Annotated in this window: 17 protein-coding genes; 6 read left to right on the top strand and 11 right to left on the bottom strand. The window is 72.6% G+C overall.

Annotated features, from left to right (window positions below; genetic code table 11):
- Positions 1–34 precede the first annotated feature (34 nt).
- Both GHR20_RS35140 and GHR20_RS35145 read right to left on the bottom strand, forming a co-directional pair.
- On the bottom strand, positions 35–784 hold the full coding sequence (locus GHR20_RS35140) for an anti-sigma factor (protein WP_153815555.1): 750 nt from the start codon (positions 782–784) through the stop codon (positions 35–37).
- The gene (locus tag GHR20_RS35145; RefSeq protein WP_153815556.1) at positions 781–1365 is read right to left on the bottom strand and encodes a sigma-70 family RNA polymerase sigma factor; all 585 of its coding nucleotides are present in this window, start codon (positions 1363–1365) and stop codon (positions 781–783) included. The genes GHR20_RS35140 and GHR20_RS35145 overlap by 4 nt, the downstream gene beginning before the upstream one ends.
- A gap of 535 nt (positions 1366–1900) precedes the next feature.
- On the opposite strand from GHR20_RS35145, the gene GHR20_RS35150 reads away from it, so the two are divergent.
- Positions 1901–2521 (top strand): restriction endonuclease, encoded by a 621-nt coding sequence (locus GHR20_RS35150; protein WP_243878231.1) that lies wholly within the window; start codon positions 1901–1903, stop codon positions 2519–2521.
- Positions 2522–2597: 76 nt separating this feature from the next.
- Here GHR20_RS35150 and GHR20_RS35155 read toward each other — a convergent pair whose 3' ends face one another.
- The 5 genes from GHR20_RS35155 to GHR20_RS35175 all read right to left on the bottom strand — a co-directional run bounded on the left by GHR20_RS35155 (position 2598) and on the right by GHR20_RS35175 (position 7566).
- Positions 2598–3287 (bottom strand): DUF4166 domain-containing protein, encoded by a 690-nt coding sequence (locus GHR20_RS35155; RefSeq protein ID WP_153815558.1) that lies wholly within the window; start codon positions 3285–3287, stop codon positions 2598–2600.
- Positions 3284–4036 (bottom strand): hypothetical protein, encoded by a 753-nt coding sequence (locus tag GHR20_RS35160; RefSeq protein ID WP_153815559.1) that lies wholly within the window; start codon positions 4034–4036, stop codon positions 3284–3286. The genes GHR20_RS35155 and GHR20_RS35160 overlap by 4 nt, the downstream gene beginning before the upstream one ends.
- Before the next feature lie 206 nt (positions 4037–4242).
- Positions 4243–5769, bottom strand: coding sequence for a hypothetical protein (locus tag GHR20_RS35165; RefSeq protein ID WP_153815560.1), 1527 nt, complete (start codon positions 5767–5769; stop codon positions 4243–4245).
- A 111-nt stretch (positions 5770–5880) separates the two neighbouring features.
- Complete coding sequence (locus GHR20_RS35170; RefSeq protein WP_153815561.1) at positions 5881–6645, bottom strand: glucose 1-dehydrogenase; 765 nt, start codon at positions 6643–6645, stop codon at positions 5881–5883.
- A 135-nt stretch (positions 6646–6780) separates the two neighbouring features.
- Positions 6781–7566, bottom strand: coding sequence for an SDR family NAD(P)-dependent oxidoreductase (locus GHR20_RS35175; RefSeq protein ID WP_153815562.1), 786 nt, complete (start codon positions 7564–7566; stop codon positions 6781–6783).
- A gap of 163 nt (positions 7567–7729) precedes the next feature.
- Between GHR20_RS35175 and GHR20_RS35180 the strand changes: the two genes are divergently transcribed.
- A complete protein-coding gene (locus GHR20_RS35180; RefSeq protein ID WP_153815563.1) occupies positions 7730–8362 on the top strand; it encodes a TetR family transcriptional regulator in 633 nt (210 codons plus the stop codon).
- 9 nt (positions 8363–8371) lie between these two features.
- On the opposite strand, the gene GHR20_RS35185 is transcribed toward GHR20_RS35180, so the two are convergent.
- Positions 8372–8758, bottom strand: a complete 387-nt coding sequence (locus GHR20_RS35185; protein WP_153815564.1) for a nuclear transport factor 2 family protein — start codon at positions 8756–8758, stop codon at positions 8372–8374.
- Positions 8759–8885: 127 nt separating this feature from the next.
- Between GHR20_RS35185 and GHR20_RS35190 the strand changes: the two genes are divergently transcribed.
- Positions 8886–9476, top strand: coding sequence for a TetR/AcrR family transcriptional regulator (locus GHR20_RS35190; protein WP_111582972.1), 591 nt, complete (start codon positions 8886–8888; stop codon positions 9474–9476).
- Positions 9477–9635: 159 nt separating this feature from the next.
- On the opposite strand, the gene GHR20_RS35195 is transcribed toward GHR20_RS35190, so the two are convergent.
- Positions 9636–10118 carry a hypothetical protein gene (locus tag GHR20_RS35195; protein ID WP_153815565.1) on the bottom strand — a complete coding sequence of 161 codons (483 nt, stop codon included), beginning with the start codon at positions 10116–10118 and terminating at the stop codon, positions 9636–9638.
- A complete protein-coding gene (locus GHR20_RS35200; protein WP_153815566.1) occupies positions 10119–11849 on the bottom strand; it encodes a hypothetical protein in 1731 nt (576 codons plus the stop codon).
- Positions 11850–12601: 752 nt separating this feature from the next.
- On the opposite strand from GHR20_RS35200, the gene GHR20_RS35205 reads away from it, so the two are divergent.
- On the top strand, positions 12602–13414 hold the full coding sequence (locus tag GHR20_RS35205) for a DeoR/GlpR family DNA-binding transcription regulator (protein ID WP_153815567.1): 813 nt from the start codon (positions 12602–12604) through the stop codon (positions 13412–13414).
- A 37-nt stretch (positions 13415–13451) separates the two neighbouring features.
- Here GHR20_RS35205 and GHR20_RS35210 read toward each other — a convergent pair whose 3' ends face one another.
- Entirely contained in the window at positions 13452–16328 is a 2877-nt protein-coding gene (locus GHR20_RS35210; RefSeq protein WP_194859074.1) for a LuxR family transcriptional regulator, read from the bottom strand.
- Positions 16329–17019: 691 nt separating this feature from the next.
- On the opposite strand from GHR20_RS35210, the gene GHR20_RS35215 reads away from it, so the two are divergent.
- On the top strand, positions 17020–17937 hold the full coding sequence (locus tag GHR20_RS35215; protein WP_194859075.1) for a spherulation-specific family 4 protein: 918 nt from the start codon (positions 17020–17022) through the stop codon (positions 17935–17937).
- 54 nt (positions 17938–17991) lie between these two features.
- Positions 17992–19365 (top strand): RICIN domain-containing protein, encoded by a 1374-nt coding sequence (locus GHR20_RS38230; RefSeq protein ID WP_153815570.1) that lies wholly within the window; start codon positions 17992–17994, stop codon positions 19363–19365.
- Positions 19366–19516 lie beyond the last annotated feature (151 nt).

A 19516-nucleotide genomic window follows, 5' to 3' on the forward strand; every position in this document is an offset into this window, starting at 1 on the left:
GCACCGCGCGCCGGCCGACGTACGCGTCGCCGGTTCAGGAGGGGAGCGCCAGCAGGCCGATGGGCGTACTGGTCGGCCGCGGCGAGCCACCGGCCGGTTCCACGGTGATTCCGACGCCCGAGGCCCCGTCCACCCCGCCCCGCATCAGCACGGTCTGACTGGCGCGGTCGGGGCTCATGAGCCCGGCCGGACGCATCGACCCGCCGACGGCGAACCACAGCTGGTAGACCTTGCCCCGGGGCGGCTCGGCCATGTCCGAGGTCACGAACACGGCCCGGTCACGCCGGGCCGAGACCACCACGGTGCCCGTACCGCCCGCCACCCGCGCCGAACGTGTCTTCGCGTCCGGTGCGGCCAGCACCCCCGCGATCTCCTCCGCGTGCCGTTCGGCCGCGGCCGCCTGATGCCGGGCGTCCTGGGCACGCTCGTACTGCCATACGGCGGTCCCGCCGAACGCGGCCGCGACGGCCACGCTGGCGGCCAGCGCCCAGCGGGTGAGCCGCCGTCCACGCTGTACGCCGCGGCGTACCCGCTCCGCGGGCGCGGCGCCGGGCGGCACCTGCCGCACGGTGGTGATGCGGGTGAGGACCTGCTGCCGCATCACCGGGCGCGGGCGCACCGTGGCGGCCAGGGCCAGGCGTCCGGCGGTGGCCGTGAACTCCGCGACCTCCTGCGCGCAGGCGGCGCACGCGGCCAGATGATGCTCGAAGGCGGTACGTTCCTCACCTTCCAGCGCGTGTACCGCGTAGGCGCCGGTCAGGGCATGCGGATCGGTCGTGGTCATGCGGTCACCCCCAGGCAGTCGCGGAGCCGGATGAGTCCGTCGCGCAGGCGGGTCTTCACCGTGCCGAGCGGCAACGCGAGTGCTTCGGCGACCTCACGGTAGGTCAGGCCGCGGTAGTACGCCAGAGTGACCGACTGGCGCTGGAGCTCGGTCAGGGTGCGCAGGCAGCGCCGCACCTGCTCCTGCTCCAGCCGGCTCTCGACCTGTTCGGTCACCTCGTCGTAGGCGGGCTGGTGTTCGAGGAGAGCGACCTTGGTGTCACGGGCCGCGGCCGCTTCCACCGACCGGACCCGGTCCACGGCCCGCCGGTGGGCGAGGGTGAGGATCCAGTTGATGGCACTGCCGCGCTCGGGCTGGTAGCGCGGGGCCGTGCGCCACACCTCCACCAGCACGTCCTGCGCCACCTCCTCCGACTGCGCCTGATCGCGCAGGACCGCCCGGGCGACCCCGAGGACGGAGCCGGCGACGATGTCGTAGACCGCCGCGAAAGCCTCATGGTCCCCCAGCGCCACCTCGTGCAGCAGGCGTTGCAGATCGGGTTTCCCTGAGGGGTTGGTGCTGATATGTACTGGTTCTTTCACCGTGGCTCTCTCTCGTGGCCGTCGCAGAACGGAACGTCACGTGTAATCCGGGGCCACGCGAGCTGCGGATTGCTCCCGTGCGAAAGTGTGGACGACAGAGACCCTCTCATGATCCGCATGACATCGGGACCGGCTTCCGGAACGCTCCCCCTGGTCGCCATCGTGGCGCGATACCCGGGGTCGTGGCGTGGGAGGGGATCGCCTCCCGGTTGCCGCACACATCCTCACCGAGGCCGAGCGCCCGGGCTGCACACCGTGCGCTCGGCGGCACGACCCAGCGCACGGAGACCTCGGCGCCCACCCGCCGCCGACGCCGAGACGGCAGAGGGCCCCGCTGCGCGGCCGCGGCCACCACGCTATCCGGCCAGGTCCGATGCCTTTGTGCCATTCGCCGGCAACCCGCCCCCACGTCGTCGGGGCGCCGCTACACAAGAACCCTGCGACGGCGTTGTGGAGCGGGGGAGTGATGGCGGCACGTCGGCGGCGCCGGCGCTTGCGGAAGCGGACGCGCGATCGGCTGTGGGCTTGGGGTGCGGTGGCGGTGGTGGCCGCCGGGGTGTGGGTGGCCGGGCACTGGTCGCTGGTGTGGCCCGTCCTGGTGGCCGTGCTCGCCGCGGCCCTGGCGGGCGGCGTCGGCTGGATGCTGCTGCGCTCGCACCGGCTCGCGGTAGGCCGGGACCGCGTGTGGCGGGCGCAGGAGGAGGCCAGGGCGCGGGAGTTGTCGATGGCGGAGGTCGACGCGCTGTCGTGGCAGGAGTTCGAGCGGTACGTCGCCGATCTGTGCCGGCGGGACGGCTGCACCAAGGTCGTCGTCAGCGGCCGGAGCGGCGACCTGGGCGCGGACGTCGTCGGCTATTTGGCCGACGGCCGCAAGCTCGTCGTCCAGTGCAAGAAGTACGCGCCGGGGCGGAGCGTGTCCTCGCAGGACATGCAGAAGTTCGTCGGCACCGCCCGTCCCGAGCACGGCGCGGACGTCGCGTTGTTCGTCACCACCTGCCGGTCGTTCACGAAGGCCGCGCTGGGCCTGGCGGTGCGCCAGGACATCGTGGCCCTGCACCGCGACCTGCTGGGTTCCTGGGTCAGAGGCGCTCATCTGGAGACCCTGGTACCGCTGAACGGCAGCGGCGGCGGCACCAGGAGACCCCCCTCCGGCTAGACCCGGACGACGAGCGGTCCGTTTACGGAGCCGGGGAGCCTGGCCTTCGTCTCCCGCGACCTCGCCGTGCCCGGGCTCAGGCGCGGGCCTCCTCTCGCACCGGGCGCAGCCCCGGCCGCGTGCCGCGGGGACCGGCATCCGTGTACGACGCCGTGAAGGAGCCCTCGTAGCCGAAGAGCGGCCCGAAGCGGCGGTTCACCACCCGCACCCGGATCCGGAAGCGTCCGGTGGTGTCGTCGAAGGACTCGCGCACCTCGGCCGTGGCGCCGAAGAGTTCCGGTATGCGCACATCCACCGGGCCCTCCCGGAAACGGTGCTCGCCGGAGCGGATGAGCAGCGAGCCGTCCGGCTCGGCCGCGAAGTGCAGTTCGCTGGCGAGGTGCTGGTGGGTGCCGAGGTAGTCGAGGATCCGGTCGCCCTTGGGGCTGAGCACCATCTGGGCGTCGAACCGGCGGGGGCGGCCGGGCAGGTCGAAGGTGCGCACGAAGCTCACCGTCTCACGGCCGAAGGTGTCGGTGTACGGGACATTCTCGATCACGAAGGGGATGTCACGGCCGGCCCGCGGCACGAGGATGTTGCGGGTCGCGCCGAGGGCGAGGAACGGCTTCACGTACGCCGGGCCGTGCCAGATCCGGTCCATGACGCCCCGCCCGGTGCAGCTCTCGCCGCTCGCCAGCCCTACCGAGAAGCGGCGCCGCAGTTCGGGGTGGAGGCGGTCGAAGCCGTCGCCGAGCACGGTGCGGAACATCGAGGCGGGCGCGGTCATCCGAGCTTCTCCAGGGTGCGCAGGACGCGAGGGGTCCGGGCCCGCTCCGCCGGGGCGCGCAGGCACCGGCGGGCGGCGGGGGTGCGGGCGAGGGGGGCCTTGAAGAGGGCGAGCGACATCACGACCACCGGCGCGAGCACGCAGAGGGAGGTCACGCCGGCCCCGAACCGGCCGAAGAGACCGAGGGCGGACTCCAGCCCCAGGCCGGTCAGGCATCCGGCGAGCAGCAGCGCCCGGACCGCCAGTTCGGCCAGCCAGTTGGCCCGGGCCCGCTCGGGGCTGATGCCCCGCTCCAGCCACAGCCGCAGCCGGTCGAAGGACCAGGCGGTCGCCCAGCCCATCAGGGGGCGGAACACCAGCCGGTCGGCGACCGCGCCGACGGCACCCCAGCGGGGCAGGTAGTCGTAACCGGTGAGGAAGCGTACGCCGTCCGCGTCGGGCACATAGCGCCAGTAGCCGCTGCCGCGGGCGAGCGGGGAGAGCGGGTGCGGGGAGGCGAAGCGCAGGGCGGAGGTGCGGGTGCCGTCGGGGCGCTCCCGCTCGCCGGCGGAGATCCCGGTGCCGGAGACCGTGAACAGGGCCGGGACGCGCACGGAATAACGGAAGCGCTGGGGCTCGCCTTCCGCGCGCGGGAGGTAGTCGATCTCCGAGAACCGCAGGTCCCAGCGCTGGTGCTGGGCGGGGTCCTGGGTGCGCGACCAGAGCTCGTCCAGGTCGGCGCGTATATGTGCTTCTACGTAGAGACCCATGGTGTCCCCCCATGCTCCATCGGTGTTTGAGCGATCGCTCAAACCCTCTGGCAGGGAAAGTACACCTCTTTGAGCGATCGCTCAATGCAGGGACCCGGAATGAGCGAGCGTCAGGCCGCGGGAGCACTCCGCCGTCGGCCGACTCCGGGCAGCACTGTGGCCCCGTACCGACACACGGTCCGGGGCCACGGTGGCGCGGGTTGCCGTCAACGCCGGGTGAGCACCAGTTCGGTCATGCTGGAGGGAGCGAGACGGACGGAGCGCGCTGAGCCGAGCGATCTGGTCGGTGCCGTAGTGCCGGCACCGTAGGTAGAGGCCGTGCCGACGGGAGCGGGACGGTAGCCGGTGTAGTCGAGGCGGACCGCGTGACTCGCCTGCGGATCCTCGTTCTCGATGAGGACGACGAGCCTTCCGTCCCGCCGTACGGCGGCGTGCGTCACGATCATCGGGCCGGCTCCTGTGGTCCCCACCAGCCGTGCGCCCGGCGCGGCGAGGCGACTGGCCATTCCGTAGCCGTAATAGCTGGGGTAGGGGGTGTTGAGCGGGGGCTCGCAGACCCGCCGGCCCTGGGTGTTCGTCTGGCAGGACCCGGGGCCGTCCGAGAGCATGCCCCAGGTGCCGTAGCCCAGCCCGTCCGGGTCGTCGGGTGAACCCGCCTGGTCCTGCTGTGCTCTGTGGCGGGTGTCGAACCAGGAGACGTCGGAGGCGCCCTGCTCCAGCCAGGTGGTGATGTCGTCGGCGGCGTACAGCGCCGACGGGACGGTCGTGCTCTGCACGCCGGGGTCGGCCGGGGTGGTGTCGGTCTCGCCGATGATGGTGCGCACCTGGCTCGCGTGCGCCCCGAGGTTCGCGGTGATCTGCTGATGGACGGCGGCCATGGTCGGAGCGATCCGGCCGGTGCTGGCGAACAGCGCGGCGTCGGTGTTCGCCGCCGCGCCGCGGCCGTAGTTGTACCAGTGCACGTCGGCGAAGTCGACCGAGTCGCCGGCGGCGGCGAGCACCGGGTCGTTCCAGTCCTTGTCGCCGATGGACGCGAACGGCGCCAGTTCGACGCCGATTTCGATCGACGGATCGACCGCCTTCATGGCCTTGGCGAACTTCACGAGGTTCTGGCCGTACTCGGTGGGCGTCTTCAGCGGGTGGTGATCCGGCTCGGTCGCACCCGCGTACATGGAGCCGTTGCCCCACACCTCCTCGCCGATCGCCCAGTACTTGATGTGGTCGTGGTCGACGATGTTGGCCTGCCGCACCCACGCCGCGGCCTCCTGCGGACCGATGTCCGTGCCCCCGGGCCCGTCATCGGCGGTGCTGCCGTAGTTGACATGCACCATCATCTGCGCGCCGGTCTTCTTCACGCTCGCGGCCCAGGACTGCCACGGCTGTGCCGCGGGCGAGGAATCGCCGGTGATCGGATCAGGGTCGAAGGAGTTGGTCCGCCACCGGTAGGTGTCGTCCCAGGGGCCGGTGTTCAGCTCCCGCAGCCGGACCCCGTCCGCGCGCAGCAGACGGCCGGTGCCGGGGGCACCCGCTTCGGGGTCGGTCTGCCAGTCGTCGCTACCCAGCGCGTCCTGCCCGACGGTCGCCAGCGTCCGGTCGGCGTGCACGGTGACCGGAGTGGGGGCCGGACCCGGGGCCGTACCGGTGGCGCCGGCCACCGGCGCGGTGCTCCACGCGGCGCCGACGGTGGCCATGGTCGCGGCGAGAAGGGCCGCGGTTCTCGTCAATCTGTTCACACAGGGAACGTATGGTCGCGGTGACGATCCCAGGCCGTCTTTACCTGATGATCAGGCAGTTGTGGCGCGTCCGCGGGAAGGGGAGGGCGGAGCCGCGTCCACGGTCCGCGGTCACTGGCCCATGACGTACTTGACGGTCGGCCCGGTGGTCCAGCCGCCGTCCACCGCGATCTCGGCGCCGGTGACGTAGGACGCGGCGTCGGACAGCAGGTACACGACGGCGCTCGCGATCTCGTGCGGCTCGCCGACCCGGCCCATGGGGGTGTTCGGATACCTTCCCTCGCCCTTCTCGATCCCGGCGGACGCGGTCATCCGCGTGTACGTCATCCCGGGGTGCACCGAGTTCACCCGTATCCGGGCGGTGCCCAGTTCCACCGCGCCGATCTTCGTCAGCCCTCGTACGCCCCATTTGGAGGCTCCGTAGCCGGCGGTCAGCGCCAGGCCCATCAGGCCCGCCGCCGAGGAGATGTTGACGATGGAGCCGCCGCCGTTCTCCCTCATCACGGGGATCACGGTCTTCATGCCGATGAAGACGCCGGTGAGGTTGATGTCGAGCACCTTGCGGAAGTGCTCCACGGACTCGGCCTCCAGCGACTGCCCCGTCGGGATACCCGCGTTGTTCACCAGGCCGTGCGGGGCGCCGAACGCGTCGAGCGTGAAGTCGGCGACGCGCCGCCAGTCCTGCTCGGAGGTGACGTCGTGGTGCAGGAAGCGGGCGTTCGCGCCGAGTTCGGCGGCGGTGGCCTCGCCCTCGTCGTCGAGGACGTCGGTGATCACCACCCGGGCTCCGGCCTCGACCGCCTGACGGGCCGCTTCGGCGCCGAGGCCGCGGGCGCCGCCGGTGATGACGACGGTCTTGCCGGTGAGGCCGTTCATGGTGTGCTCCTTGGGTGCGGTGCGGTGCGGTGCGGTGCGGTGCGGTGCGGTGTACGGGGGCGGGTGATGTCGATGGCGGGGCGGGGCGGGGTGGTCCAGGCCGGCCCGCGAGGTGCGCGGGCCGGTGACCGGCCGTCAGAAGTGGGTGCCGCCGTCCACACGGACCTCGGTGCCGGTGATGAACCTGCCGTCCTCGGAACCGAGCATCGCGACCACCGAGGCCACCGTCTCCGGTCCCGCGAAGCCCTGGCCGAGCGCGGGGGAGAGCTTCGCGAACAGGCCCATGTCGGCGTCCTCGGGCAGCCCCGGGCCCATGCTCTGCCCGCTGGCACCGCTGCCGTCGGTCATGCCGGAGGAGATGGAGCCGGGCTGCACGGCGGTGAAGCGGATGCCCTGCCTGGCGTACTCGCTCGCGAGCGCGTGCGTCATGGACTGGATGCCGCCCTTGCTCGCCGCGTACGCCGCCATGTAGGGGTGGGCGAACGCCGCCGAGGTCGAGCTGAAGTTGACGACCGCCGCGTCCCGGCCCTCGAGCAGCGCCGGAATGGACTCGCGGATCACCAGGAAGGTGCCGACGAGATTGACCTGGACGACGCGGGTGAAGGCGTCGAGGCTCGTCTCGTGGGTGTGCGAGGAGCGCAGGATGCCGGCCGCGTTGACCAGCACGTCCAGGCCGCCGAGGGTGGCGGTCGCGGCGGCGACACCGTCGCGGACCGACGACTCGTCGGCGATGTCGACGACGCGGGTGGACAGCCGCTCGGCGTCGGCGCCGGCCTTCCCGACGGTGTCCCGCAGGCCCTGCTCGCTGATGTCCGCGGCCACGACCGTGCCGCCCTCGGCGAGGATGCGCAGCGCGGTGGCCTGGCCGATGCCCGAGCCGCCGCCCGTGATCAGTGCGCGACGGCCTTCATAGCGGTTCATGTCTTCTTCTCCAACCCGGCCGGTCGGTGTCCGGCGCGGCCCTGTGGCGCCGGCCCTCTTGCCGCGCCGGCGCTGTCGATGCGTTCACGTTACGCCTGGGTGGCACGTTTTGCCATCTCGTCACGGCATGCCAAACGTCGAGCGCGGGGCGTAGGCTTCCGAGGTGAGCAGCAACCCGTCCACCTCCCTGACCGAGCGCCGCAAGGCCGCCACCCAGCTCGACATCGCGCACGCGGCGGCGGAGCTCTTCGCCATCGACGGCCCCCATGGAACGACCGCGGAGGACATCGCCCGGCGGGCGGGTGTCGCGCTGCGGACCTTCTACCGGTACTTCCGCTCCAAGCAGGACGCGGTGACTCCGCTGCTCGCCGCGGGTGCCGACCGCTGGCGGGCGCTGCTGGAGGCGACGGAGCCCGGCACGGCGCTGCCCCGGGCGCTGGAGGCCGCGGTCGAGCAGGCGCTGTCCGTGCCGGACGAGGAGTCCGTCCAGGCACTGTTGCGTACGCGCGGGCTGCTGCGGGCGGCGGTGGACGACCCCGCGCTGCGGGCGGTCTGGTACCGGGTGAACCAGGAGTCGGAGGAGCGCCTGGTCCCGGTCATCGCCCGGCTCGCGGGCCGGCCCGCCGGGCAGCTGGAGGTGCGGCTCGCGGCGGCGGCCGCCACCGACGCCATCCGGATCGCGCTGGAGACGTGGGCCGACACGGAGGCCGGCGCCGAGGGTCCGGGCTCACCCGCCGAGCTGGCGACGCGCTGCCTGCGCCAACTCGTCGGCGGAATGCCCCCGTTGGGGGAGTGAGGCGGCTCGTCAGACGAAGAAGGCGTTCATGCCGGGAACGTCGGACAGGTAGGTCTCGATGCCTGTGATCCTGCCGTCGCGCAGGCGGCAGACGGTGGTCAGGTACTCGTCGAGGATCGCGTCCGGGCGCCGGGCGGTGTTGTGCAGCGACAGCGCCATGTTCTCGCGGCTGACCAGGATGTGCAGCAGCTCGAAGGACAGTCCGTAGGACGCGATCTTCCGGGCGCGCTCGACCACGGCGTCCGCGCCGACGACGGTGCCGCTGACGGTGTTGTCGCCCGGCAGGGTCCAGGTGGCGTCGTCGTGGAGCATGAGCCGGATGGCCGGCCAGTCGCCGGAGGTGAGCGCGGCGTGGAAGTGCCGGCCGAGGTCGTGGGCGGTGGTGGTCGTGGTCATGGCGGTCCCCTTCGGGGTGCGAGCGACGGTGCGAGTGACGGCACGGCTAAAGCAGATCGCTTTGCTTTAGGGAGGCTAACGCCCCCCGTCCGCTAAAAGCAATCCGATCTGCGTTAGCCTGGGGAGTGTGAATGCCGAACCCCTCGCCAAGCGCCCCGGCGGCCGCAGCGCCCGCGTCCAGGCGGCCGTCCACCAGGCACTCACCGACCTGGCCGGTGAGTGCGACGTGACCCAGCTGACGATTCCCGCGGTGGCCGAGCGCGCCGGGGTCAACCCCACCACCATCTACCGGCGCTGGGGCACGTTGCAGGCCCTGCTCGCCGAGGTCGCGGCCCTGCGGGGGGCCGACGCCCCGCCGTCCTCCAGCGGCGACCTCCGCACGGACCTGGAGGCGTACGCGGTCCGGACACTGGCCGATCTGACCCGGCCCGGCGGTATCGCGTTCTTCCAGGCGGAGGTCTCACCCGACATCGACGAGCGCCGCAGCGGCCTGCGGGAATGCCTGCGACGCGCCACGGTGGGCCTGGACATGGTCCTAGCGGCCTCCCGCGAGCGGGGCGAGACGCCGCCGCCGACGGAGCGGCTGCTCGACCGGATCGTCGCCCCGCTCTACTTCCGCGTCGTCTTCTCCGTGCCGGACACCGACGAGACCTACGCCCGCGCCCTGGTGGCCGACCTGTTCAGCGGGACCTGGCACACGCCCGTCGAACTCCGCTGAGAATCGCGGTACTTCGCCGGGACGGGTCACCGGCAGGCCGCCATGTTCCGGCGGAACCCGCGCACCGGCGGCCCATCCTCGAACCTGCCGTCCGGCGGGAGCGAAGGGCGCCGGGAGGCGGTGGAGCGGCGCGCCCACGGCACGCCGCCCCGGCACCGTTCAGCGGCTGGTGAGCAGGAGCCGGCTCGACCCGTCGGGCAGCCCGGCGATGCCGACCTGGTCCCCCGCGAAGGTTCCGGCGCCCCGGAGCCCGCCGACCGCCCGGAAGGGCGTCCACTCCCCGTCCCGGCCCCGGACGGCGTGGTACACGTTCCCGTCCAGTCCGACGGCGACCAGCTGACCGTCCCCGTCGGGCATGCCGGCGACGGCGACCGCCGAGGCCCCCATCGGACCGCCCGCCGGCCCGGACGGACTGTCCCAGCCCGACCAACCGCCGTCCGCCCGCCGCACGGTGTGCCATACGTGCCCGTCGAGGCCGATGGCGGCGATCTGGCTGTCACCGTCCGGCAGGGCGGCGATGGACAGGGCAGGCCCGGCGAAGTCCGGCGCGCCGACCCCGGGGACCAGCGACCAGCCGCTCCAGCCGCCGCCGGCGGCACGGGTGTCCACCCGCATCCGGCCGTCCGCGCCGTAGACCAGCACCTACGAGGAGCCGTTCGGCATACCGGCGATCGCGACCCTGGTGGCCTTCCCCCGGCCCGAGTCGTCGCCCGCCATGGCCGCCCAGCCCTGCCAGGAACCGTCGGCGTGACGGATGTTGTGGTAGGTGTATCCGTCCGTGCCGATCGCCGTGATCTGGGAGTCGCCGTTCGGCATGCCCGTGATCGCGACGTCCTTGGCCGCGAACCCGGTCTTCTTGTTGTCCGCCGCCGTCAGGGCGCGCCAGCCCTGCCAACCACCGTCCGCTCCGCGTACGTTGTGCCAGACATTGCCGTCGAGCCCGATGCCCAGAACCTGGACGCTGCCGTCGGGCAGCGCGGCGACGGCCTCCCGGCTCCCCGCGAACCGGAACGCGTCGCCCGCGCCCGCCAGGGGGCTCGGCGCGGTCCACGTACCGTCCGCCGCGCGGGCCGTGTCGTAGAACGTGTGCGAGGTGACCGGCTGCGGGAGGTTCTTGGAGATGATCTCCCGCTCCAGGTCGCCGGACCCCACCCCGTTGCGGTTCTGGTTCACATCGTCGTGCATGACGATGTTCATGTTGTCCGTGACGTTGGTGCTGTTCCAGGAGGTCCGGAGCTTGGCGAGCAGCTGCCGGTTCAGCTCGTCCTCCAGACTGAGCAGGAAGTTGTCCGCCTTCCAGGCGGAGGTGAGCTTGAGCGCCGCCAGGATCTGCGTGATCGCGGCGTCGGGTATGGAGTCGGTGGGGTCGATGATGCCCTGCTGCACGAAGAACTTGTCCGCCGCCGTGCCCGGTGCCCGTCCCAGTACCTCGTCACCCCGCTGGAGCACCGCGTCGAAGGTCTTCTGCGACAGCTTCGGGTCGAGGGCCGCCTTCAGGATGTCCTGCCACGCGGTGCTGGCCCCGACGTAACTGCCGCGGTAGTCCTGCACGTCCGGCTGGTGCCAGGCCCAGGGGTACGCCGTGCTGTCCGTGTCGTCGACGATGACGACATGCCTGCCCGCCGCCATGAACTGGTCGTACGTCGACGTCGGGCGCAACGAGTCGTCGGCGATGGCCGGATGGCCCGCGCCGCCGCCCACCAGATCGCCCAGCTCGGTGATGGCCTCGCGCCGGTCCTGCTGGAGGGTGGCCGCGGGACCGGTGGCCGTCACCCGCAGGATCACGATCTCCCTGGGATGCGCGGTGATCCAGTCGGCGATCTCCCGCGCCTGGCCCGGGATCACCCCGCCCTTGCCGTCCGGGGCGTCGAAGAAGAGCCGCCCCAGCGGTCCGCCGTGATAGCTGAACCACTTCCCGTCCTGTTTGCACAGGCGCAGGTCGAGATAGCGCGAGCCGCCGTCCAGCTGCTGGACCAGGGAACCGCTCTGGGTGCGTGACATGCTCGCCGCCAGCGCCGGCCACGTGCGGGCGGTGCCGACCGTGTCGCCGGCGTCGCACATGCCGCTGTCCTTCGTGATGCCGGCGGTGCCCGCGTCATGACTGCCGGGGATCACGACCTGGTTCATCGGACGATCGCCGATCGTGCCGCGCAGCTGGTCCATCCATGAACCCAGCGCGATGTCCGCGGGCGCCGGAGCGGCCGGGCCAAAGACCGCTTCGACGGCCGGCGCGGCCCCGGTCCCCGCCGTACCGGCGGCCGCCCTCGCCGTCGCCGTGCTCGCCACCGCCGGCACCGCTGTCACGGCCCCCGCCGCCAACACCAGCGTGGTGACGGTCAGTCTTCGCCTCACTGCCCTGCCGCGCGTGCCCATGCGCATGTCCCTTCGGTCTCGGATGTGCGGCACCGTTCTACGGGGATCTCGCGCTCGTCTCACCCCTGCGGATGGCGAGCCGCGGCGCGTCTTGTGACGACGGCGGGGAGCTGATAGAAGCGCCCGGCCACCCGGTCCCGGCCGCTTCGGGCGGGCGGTGACGGGCGGGTCACGCCGATCCGGTGGGCGAAGCCCCGGGCGCGGGCCACGATTCACCGCCCGAACTGCTCAGCAGGAGTGAGCACTTCGCTCCGTACGACCCGGGAAGGGCGTCCGGCGCGGCCGAGCGCAGGAGTGATCGCGGGGTGTGAGCGATTGGCCCGGACGGCTCCCGCACGGCACCGCGATGTACCTAGGCTGCCGAGGACGCGGGAGGAACCACCTGCCGCACGGCCGGGAAGCGGAGCCGCACCGGCCGCGGCGCGGGCCGGGGTGTCCACGCGGATCAGCCGACGCCCCTCGAACCCTAGGAACTTTCCCTGATCCGCTCGCCACCCGCTTCGGAGAAGCTGACGGTCGGCGACGGGACACCGGTGGACGCCGTCATCGACAGCACCGCTCCGCGACCGGGACACGAAGCCATGCGCACGGGGCGGATCATGAGTGGAGTTTCGAAGTTTGCATTCCTTGACACATGCGACGGCCGCGTCGGGAAGGCCGCCGTATGCACGGACCGATGAGACGCGCGCGGCGGGGGAGCGGTGCCGCCGCGCGGACCTCCACCTGGCCCGCACCGCGGGACGGAGACGCGGATGAACGAGGGGACGCGCGACACCCGCATCTCGACCGTCCTGACCCTCTTGTCGCAGCGCGGAGAGCTCCCGGTCCGTCTGCTGCCCTCGGTTCTGGGCGTCTCCGGGCCCACCGTGCGCCGGGACCTCGCCGTCATGGAGGAGAGGGGGCTGATCCGGCGGTCGTACGGGAGGATCGCCGCCGCCCGGCGCAGCGCCGAACTGCCGGTGAGCCTGCGGCGGTCGCAGAACACCGAGGCGAAGCGCCGGATCGGCGCGCTCGCCTCCTCCCTCATCCCGAGCCGCCCGCTCACCCTGGCGCTCAGCGGAGGCAGCACGGCGGGCTTCGTGGCGAGGAGCCTGGCCGGCAGGTCGGACCTGACGGTGGTCACCAACGGGCTCGACACCGCCACCATCCTGACGGAGCGTCAGGCAGCCAGGGTGGTGGTCACCGGCGGCACGGCACGGCCGTTGTCCAACGACCTGGTCGGCAGACCGGCCGAGCGGACACTGCGTTCCTACCGCTTCGACTACGCGATCGTGGGGGCCGACGGCATCAGCCCGGCGGCTGGGTTCACCCAGTACAGCTGCGACGGAGCGGAGATCGACCGGGTCATGCTGGAGCAGGCGACGCGGCGGATCGTCGTGGCCGACAGCTCGAAACTGGGGCAGGTGCACCAGGCCAAGATCGCCGGCATCGACGCGGTCCACACCGTGGTCACGGACTCGCACGCGAACACGGACATGGTCGCCAGACTGCGCGGGACCGGCCTGAACATGGTGCTCGTGGTCATCCCCCCGTCCGTACGGCCCCACCGCCGCCGGCCCTCCTGACACGCGGGGCCGCCCCGGCCCGGGGCGTGCTTCCGGCTCACCGGCGACCGTCCGCGCCGCCCGCCTCCTGGACCCGCCGGCGCAGTTCGCCACGGCTGCGCAGGCCCAGCTTCACGAACACGCCGCGCAGGTGGTACTCGATCGTCTTCACGCTGAGCGTCAGCTCGTCGGCGATCTCCCGGTTGGTGCAGCCGAGCCCCACCAGGCGGGCCACCTCGCGCTCGCGTCCGGTGAGCAGTCGGTCCAGAGCCGATGTGTCCGGGCGTTCGGGCACGCGGGCCCGGCGCTCGGCCCGGCACTCCTCCAGGAACGGCCGCGCGCCCAGCCGGGTGAACACGTCTTCGGCGCTGTCGAAGTACGCGCGCGCCGCTCCCGCCGCGCCGAGTGCCGCCGACACCCGCCCGCGGGAGATCTCCAGCAGCCCGCGCACCAGCGGGATGTCCCGGCCGGGCCCGAGCAGTCCGACCGCCTCGGTGTACCGGCCGAGCGCGGCCTCGTGCGCGCCCGCCGCCTCCGCCGTACGACCCCGCAGCCAGGCGTCGGCGACCCGCAGGTGCCAGTTGGCCGCGGCGCCCGTGGCCGTCAGCTCCGCCACGGCCGCCCGCGCGAGATCGGCCAGACCGCACTCGACGAGCGACTCGGCGAAAAAGGGCAGCCAGCTCGTGGAGACGATCCGCACACGCTCGGAGTGCGCGGAACGCTCGGCCAGCATCTGGAGGGCGTCCACCACCCCGCGGTGGTCGCCCCGCGCCCGCGCCCCCATCGCCCGGGCCATGGCCGTGTGGTACTGCGGCCCCCCGAAGTCCAGCGGCTGGGCCAGTCCTCGGGCCCGGCGCAGACCCGCCTCGGCCGCTCCGGCGTCGCCCCGGAACGCGTCGAGGACCGAGCGCAGGGACCACAGGGCGGGCGGGTCGAAACAGCGCCCCTGCTCGTCGTCGAGCGCCGTCTCCACTTCCCGTACCGCCCGGTTCCAGTCGCCGCCCAGCAGATGACACATGGCGAGGTGGACCGAGGCGCTCGTCCCGAGGAGCCGTGCGGCGCCGGGGCGGCGGCGGGCCGTCACCATGGTCAGATCGGTCGTCCCGGACGAGAGTTGCGCGTCCGCGAGCCGGAGTATGCCCCGGACGGTCAGGGCCGGGAGGTCCTCCTCACCGATCCGGTCCGCGTCCTCGGGCAGGCCGGCCAGGAGATCCAGACCGGCCCGGGGGCCGTCCCGCAGCGCCGTACCGTAGGCGGCCAGAGCCCGTGCCGCCTGCCGGACACCCGGGGGTACGACGACGCAGGGACCCTGCGCGCAGACCTCCAGGAGGCCACCGGACGGCGGGCCGGCGTCGGCGGCTTCATCCGGCGCGGGCCGGTCCATGGCCGGACCGGTTCCCCGGTGGCGTCCGGCGGGACCGTACGGGCATGCCTCGCCCTCCGGGGGAGCCGGGCTGAGGGCCTGGTCGGCGTGGAGCCGGGTGGCTTCCCCCTGGCCCAGGATGGCGTGCACCAGGGCCAGTTCGGTGCGCACGACCGCCCGTTGGCCGGGATGAGCCCCCCGCAGGGACTGCCCCGCCTGGTCCAGCAGCCGCCGTGCCGAGGTGAGACGGCCGGCGGCGAACTCGGTCAGGCCCAGCGCCTCGTCCCGCCACGGGCACGGCCGGCGGGCGGCCACCGCCTCCCCGTGCCGGGTCAGCTCCCCGTCGGCGCCGGCCCAGAAGAGGAGCCGCACCGCGCCGTAGAACAGATGGTCGGTCCGGTGGTCGTCGGCGTGCGAGAGGGACGCCGCCGACAGCAGCGTCCGTGCCGCGTGCAGGAGCCCGCCCTCGGCGAGTTCGTGGGCCGCGGTCTCCAGGAGGTCGGCGGACAGGCGGAGGTCGACGGTCTCGGCGGCCGCCACCTTGTGCGCCAGACCCCGCCGCTCGTCGACCGCGCCGGCCGCGGCGACGTGCAGCGCGCGCCGCCGCGCGGCCGGCAGCGTGTCGTACAGCGCGTCGCGGAACACGCCGTGCCGGATCGCGACGGTGGGCACGTGGACATCCGTCCGCGTGATGAACTCCTCGTGGACCAGCGGGTCCAGCGCCGAGGCGCAGTCGGGGGCGCCCAGGACGGTACTCAGGGTCGGCACGGTCGCGGAACCGCCGAGCACGGCCAGCGCCTCCAGGGCCGCCACACCTTCGGCGGGCACGCCCTTCAGCTGACGCCGTACCACGGAGGCGGGCAGAGCGGGCCAGGGCGGGCCGCCGGGCCGCGCGGTGGTGTGGCCGTCGAGCAGGCTCCTGAGATACAGCGGGTGGCCGCCGGACCGCAGCACCAGGCGCCGGGTGAGCACGTCGTCGGCGAGATCGCCGAGCGCGGTGGCCACCAGGGCCCCCGCCTCCGCTTCCCCCAGTCCGGCCAGGTCGACGTGGGTCAGCGGGGCCACCGTGTGCAGGGCCCGCAGGACCTCCTCGTCCCAGCCGCGCGTGTGCCGCGCGGCCAGCACGAGGCACAGGGGACCGCCCTCGCGCGCGGCCTCGAACAACACCTTCAGCGAAGCGCCGTCGGCCCATTGGGCGTCGTCCACGAACAGGGCCCAGGGGGCCGCCGCCGGCATGTCAAGGAACTCCCGCAGCGCACGCGGCCCCGGGGCGGCGGCGGGCTTCTTCCGCGCCGGTGCGCTCGGCTCTCCGGCCGGGGAGCGGCCCGGCACCCGCACCGCGGCCTGACGCAGCAGGCGGGACAGGCAGTCGCCGTCGGAAGGCGCCAAAGACGGTGTCGCCGCGCTCTCCAGCACGGAGAAGCCGCTCAGGCCGGCCAGGAACCGGCGCACGAGGGCCGTCTTTCCGACGCCGGGCGGCCCCTGCACGAGCACGACCGTGGCCGTACCCGCGCGGGCGGAGTCGGCGGCGGCGCGCAGCGCCCGCGACTCGCTCAGGCGGCCGGTGAACATCCCCACCCTTTCCGCCGGGGCCGGGCGTCTGGGTATCCAGGCCATGACCTCGGCTCCGCACTGTGGAACGGCAGCCTATGCCACCGACGCCGTATCCCTCGACGGCGGACAGGCACCCGCCACGACCGCGGCGCACCCCCGATCGGACGGACCGATCCCCGCGCCACCCGTCGAAATCGGAATATCGGTGCCGAGCCGCCGGAACGGAATGAAACCCGGCTAGGACATCCGGAAAGTGTCCGGGCGGACCGTGCGTAAACGGTGAGCGTTTTCGGTCCGTCGTCATCGGCTCCGGTCATCCCGGTCCGCCGAGGGGGAACGGCGACCCGGGGCACGCCGGCGCGTGGCCGCCCGGGACCGTTGCCGAGGTATCACCGCAGGTAGCTCAGCCAGGGAACGCCATCAGAGTGCGCGGAGAGCCGCGTCGCACGTGCGGGCGGCGGTTCCGGGCCGGGCCCGGGGAGGCGGTCTCGGGGTTCCGGTTCCCCAAGGCACCTGCGAATTCCGCGCCTTGACGAGTATCAATACCGAGGACTAAAACGCATCGCGGAGCCGGCCGCAGCAGTCACCTTCCCCCACGAATTCCCGCGTACCCCAGGCCGCTCTCCCCGCTCACGAACAGACCCTCTCCTCGTGAAGGCCGAGTGATTCGGCAGTCCGCCGGAGGAAAGCAATGTGGAGGCATGCCGCAATGAGAAGCAGGACTCATCTGGACCGCGGGCCGGGCGCCGCCGGAAGGAGGCGCCGCCTGTGCGCGGCGGCCGTGAGCGCGGGCCTGGCCACCGGCGCCCTGATCTCCCTCCCGGCCGGCCACGCGTCCGCCGCCGTCCGGCAGACGGTGGCCGTACCCGCGTACTTCAACCCGGCCGACGGCGATCTGTGGGCGCGGCTGTCCAGTCCGGCCCCCGGCGCGGGCCTGGCCGTCGCCAATCCGCAGTCCGGCCCCGGCGACGGCAAGGACGGCGGCTACGCGAGCGCCATCAAGAACGCGCACGACGCCGGCACGAAGGTGATCGGATACGTCGACTCCGGATACCTCGGCACCAAGGGCTGGACCGCGCCCGACGGCGGCACGTCCATCGACGACTGGGTCGACGGCGCGGAGCGGAACGTCGACAAGTGGTACAGCTACTACGGCGCTTCCGGCCTGGACGGGATCTTCTTCGACGACGGCCTCACCGCCTGCGGCACCCCGTCCGACGCCACCGCCTACGTCGACGCCTACAACAGGCTCCGGTCCTATGTGAAGGGCAAGGACGCCGGCGCCAAGGTCGTCATCAACCCGGGTGCCTCGCCCGAGGAGTGCTACACACAGGCCGCCGACACACTGGTCACCTTCGAGGGCACCTACGACGACTATGTGAACCACTACGGCGACGACCGCGCGTCCTGGGAGGCATCGGCCGACCCGTCCAAGATCTGGCACCTGATCCACACCACGGGAAGCCAGGCGCGGATGCAGAACGCCATCGCCCTCTCGAAGCAGCGCGGCGCGGGCTACGTCTACGTCACCGACGACGACAACTCCCACCCCCCGGGCCAGGACTGGGGCAACCCGTGGGACACCCTCCCGTCGTACTGGTCCGCCGAGGTGAACACCGTCGGCTGACCGCGGCCGGTCCTGGTCGCCGCCCGTCCCCTCTCACCCCTCTCGGAGCGTCATATGAGGGCCCTACCCGCCCCACCCCGCAGGATCGCCCTGCTGGCACTGCCCGCCCTGCTCCTCCTCATACCGGTGCTGTGGCCGCGGCTGACGCAGCCCGCGTCGGCCGACACCGGCTCCTTCTCGCTGCTGTACGACCCCGGCCCCTCGCACGACTGCTACGGAATGGTCGTGGAGGACCCGCCGGACAAGAACACGACACCCGATCCCGGGCGTACCAGCAGCGCCGGCTGCGGTGCCTTCGCCGGGACCAAGGAGTTCACCCGGAAGAGCCCCGAGCGTCCCACCTGGGACATCGGCACCTACGGGTGGAACACCTCCGACTGGGGGACCTCACCCGGCTACTCCTTCACCACCCAGACCGCCGACAAGACGGTGACCATGCAGAACGACGCCTCCGGGGTCTGCGGACTGCACGAGACCAACGTCAGCTACACCTACCCCGACTCCCAGCTCGAACCGGGGCCCGACCGCGGGTACCGCACCGCGGCGGACGGCCGGATCGACGTCTCCTACCGGGCGAAGATCCAGCAGACCAAGCCCTTCACCTGCGGCGAGAAGCGCGCGCTCCTGACCACGGACCTCATCTTCGAGGACTCCGAGCACGGCTCGGCGCACCCCGACGTGATCTCCGTCGTCCACTACGATCCCGGCACGTTCAAGGCCCCCGACGGCAACGGAGTCGTCTGGTACACGAGGGACGACAAGACCATGACCTGCCCCGACGGCTGCCGGGTCATGGTGCGCAGCCCCGACCTGATGAAGGACGCCACCTGGGCGTCGATCGACGACGACTTCAGCCAGTTGTTCGACCGCTACGTCGACTACGTCAACCCCGGGCACCTCCCGAAGTCCGACTTCGTCCTGCGGGGCGTGCAGATCGTCAGCAGCAACACGGGCAGCTCCACCACGGCCTCGGTCAGCGACGTCGATGCGCGCATGACACCGAGCGCACCCGTCCACGCACCCCTGACGTACGGCCTCAAGGGCAGCGACGGGCAGTCCCTGTGCCTGGACGACTACGACAACGCCACGCGGCCGCCCGCCGTCGCCGACATCTGGGACTGCAACGGCGGCGACGCCCAGGACTGGACCATGGGCCAGGACGACACCCTCCAGGTGCACGGCCTGTGCCTGGGCACATCCGGAGACGGCACGGCCGACCACACGCCCGTCGGTCTCGACGCGTGCGACGGGGGACAGCACCAGAAGTGGGTCCTGGGCCGCTACGGCCAGGTCTACAACCCCGTGTCCGGCCGCTGCCTGGAGGTCGCGAACGCCTCCAGCACCAGGGGCGACAAGAACCTCGAACTCTTCGACTGCTGGGGCGGCACCCAGCAGAAGTGGTGGGCTCCGGCCGGCGACTACCGCTGAGGCGACCCCGCCACCCCCTACCGGCGGCAACGGGCCCTGTCAACACGTCGCCGGGAACGGCTCACCCGCCCCGCACGGTCCGCCCCCGGCGGTGGCACCAGGGAGACCCGGTGCCGTAGCGTCCCAACTCGCGCGCCCCAGAAGGAACGTG

It is taken from the genome of Streptomyces sp. SUK 48, assembly GCF_009650765.1.
Lineage (GTDB): Bacteria > Actinomycetota > Actinomycetes > Streptomycetales > Streptomycetaceae > Streptomyces.